This is a genomic window from Sphingopyxis sp., from assembly GCF_036402335.1.
Lineage (GTDB): Bacteria > Pseudomonadota > Alphaproteobacteria > Sphingomonadales > Sphingomonadaceae > Sphingopyxis.
Window position 1 is genome coordinate 1 of the sequence record NZ_DASWTD010000493.1, and the last position, 2753, is coordinate 2753.

The window sequence follows — 2753 nt, forward strand, 5'->3', positions numbered from 1 at the left end:
CAGCTTCTTCGGTGAAATGGGCGTGCTCAGCGGCGCGCCGCGCAACGCTACCGTCAAGGCCGCGGTCGGCGCCGAGCTCATCAAGCTGACCGGCGAGAGCTTCCGCAAGATGCTCGCCAGTCGGCCGCAGGTGCGCGAGGCGACCGAAGCGGCGGTCGCCGAACGCGCGCAGATGAACAGCTTCATCGAATCGCGCAAGGCGACCTATTCGAGCGCGGTGGACCTTTACTCGGACACCGCCAGCTTCATCATGAAGGAGGGGCTGGGCGAGGCGACCGACGCGCTGCTGATCGACGAAAATCTCTGCGTCGGCTGCGACAATTGCGAAAAGGCGTGCGCCGACAGCCACGAAGGCCTGTCGCGGCTCGACCGCGAGGCGGGCAAGACCTTTGCGCATCTCCACGTGCCGACAAGTTGTCGTCACTGCGAGCATCCGCACTGCATGGCCGACTGTCCGCCGAACGTGATCCACCGCGGCCCCGACGGCGAGGTGTTCATGGAGCCGGGCTGCATCGGCTGCGGCAACTGCATGCGTAATTGCCCCTATGGCGTGATCCGCATGGAGGCCGCGCCGCCCGAGAAACCGAGCCTGCTGCGCTGGCTGCTTACGGGTTTCGGCCCCGGTCCGGGCGAACCTTCGCCCAAATGGACGAAGAAGCAACTGGGCGACGAGAAGCCGAAGAAGATCGCCGTCAAATGCGACATGTGCAAGGGCATTTCGGGCGGCCCGGCGTGCGTGCGTGCGTGCCCGACCGGCGCCGCGATCCGTGTTTCGCCGGAGGAATTCCTGTCGATCGCGCGCCTCGAAGAGGACGCCGACTGATGGCGAGCCTGTTTCAGCGCCGCCGATCGAAGGCCACGCAGGTCGAGCGCGTCCGCGAGCGGCGGCATGAGGGTTTCCTCCGTTATGCGGGGTTCCGCTGGGCGAAGATTTCGGGCGGGCTCTGCCTGCTCGTCATCGTGAGTTACGCGCTGGTCGACGTGACGCCGCGGCACAATGGTGGGAGCTGGTACGGCTATACGCTGGGCACGATTGGCGCGGGGCTGATCCTGTGGCTGACCGCGCTCGGTTATCGCAAGCGCAAGATGACGAGCGATCACTGGTCGTTGAAGGCCTGGACGTCGGCGCATGTCTATCTGGGTTTGAGCCTGATCGTCGTCGGGACCTGGCACACCGGCTTCCAGCTCGGCTGGAATGTCCACACGCTCGCCTGGGCGCTGATGATGCTGGTGATCCTGTCGGGGCTCTATGGCGTCATCGTCTATGCTACGCTGCCACAGGCACTTTCGAACAATCGCGAGCAGATGACGCAAATGCAGATGCTCGAGGCGATCCGGGCCTTCGACCGCCAGCTGCACAGCGCCGCGCAGCCGCTGACCCCGGCCGACACCGCACCGGTGCTCGCGGCACTCGACGAGGATCCGTTCGCGGGCGGCGTCGTGGCGCGGCTCTCGGGCCGCTATCCCGATTGCGCGACCGCAGCGGCGCTGCGGACGCTGTCGCTGTCGAACGGCAGCGACGGCGAGGCGCGCGAGAAGGTTGTCGGCCTGCTCAAGCAGAAACAGGCCGCGCTTGCGCGCCTGCGCCAGCATCTCAGGATCCGGGGCCTGCTCGAAATCTGGCTTTACGTGCATGTGCCGTTGACCTTTGCGCTGATCGCGGCGCTGTCGGCGCACATCATCAGCGTCTTCTTCTACTGGTAAGGCGGGGAGGGGGACCATGAGCTTCATCCTGCGCCGCATTTCGACGACGAAGACGGGCAAACAGATCGTCCGCGACCAGCCGCTGCCGGGCAACACGATCACGCTCGGCCGCGAGGGCAGCAATATCATTCACGTCGCCGATCTGGCGGTGAACCCCCATCATGCGACGATCAGCAGCGCGGACGGACGCACCGTGCGCGTCGCGGCGAGCGAAGGTCTGGGCTTCGACCTCAACGGCCGGAACGAAACCGTCGCCAACATCGACAGCGCCGCGGGCGGCGAGCTGCGTTTCGGCGGCCATCGGCTGACCATCGCGCGCGAGGGCGAGAATATCATCCTGCTCGTCGAGCGCATCGACGAGCTGTCGCAATCGTCGAAGGACGTCGACGAGGCGAGGGCCTTCTCGCTGCAGGGTGTGATGCCGGGCAAGCGCATGGGGGCATGGGTGTTCGGCGTGCTGATGCTGCTCGCCTTCCTCGCCGGGCCGATCTGGGCCTGGTACAGCTACAAAAATGTCGACGAACGGCCCGACGGCTATCACGCCGACAGCGCCTGGCTGTCAGGGCCCCTGTCGAGCGCCCACGCCAGCCTGAAGAACGACTGCCAGTCGTGCCATGTCGAACCGTTCGTCGCGGTGACCGACAAGGCGTGCGTCGGCTGTCACACCGGCGAGCACAAGGCGATGAGCATGGCGCACGCCAATGCGCCGACCGCGATGCTGCTCGCCGCGCGCCATCCGCCGGGGGTAGGCGAACGCATATTGGACGGCTTTGCGAAGACCTTCAACAAGCCGCAGGGGCGCTGCGTCGAGTGTCATACCGAGCATGAGGGCGCCGGGCCGATGCCCGCGACGCCGCAGAAATTCTGCGCCGATTGTCACGATGGCATGTCGGCCCGCCTCAAGACGGCGGGGCATCCGACGATGCTCGCCGATGCCGCCGATTTCGGCACGAGCCATCCCGAATTCCGCCCGCTTGTCCGGCCCGGGCCGGGCGGCAAGCTGGTGCGCACGACGCTGGCCAAGGGGCCGGTCGACTATAACGGCTTGA

The 2753-nt window shown here is 66.4% G+C and carries 2 protein-coding genes and 1 pseudogene; all 3 read left to right on the plus strand.

What is annotated here, in order from left to right:
• A partial coding sequence (locus VGD20_RS16120) for a 4Fe-4S dicluster domain-containing protein (protein WP_331135418.1) occupies positions 1–823 on the plus strand: 823 nt, incomplete at its 5' end.
• Positions 823–1704: a hypothetical protein gene (locus tag VGD20_RS16125; protein WP_331135419.1), complete on the plus strand. Its 882-nt coding sequence runs from the start codon at positions 823–825 to the stop codon at positions 1702–1704. The genes VGD20_RS16120 and VGD20_RS16125, both read left to right, overlap by 1 nt.
• Before the next feature lie 16 nt (positions 1705–1720).
• A pseudogene (locus VGD20_RS16130) lies at positions 1721–2753 on the plus strand (cytochrome C); the annotation flags it as partial.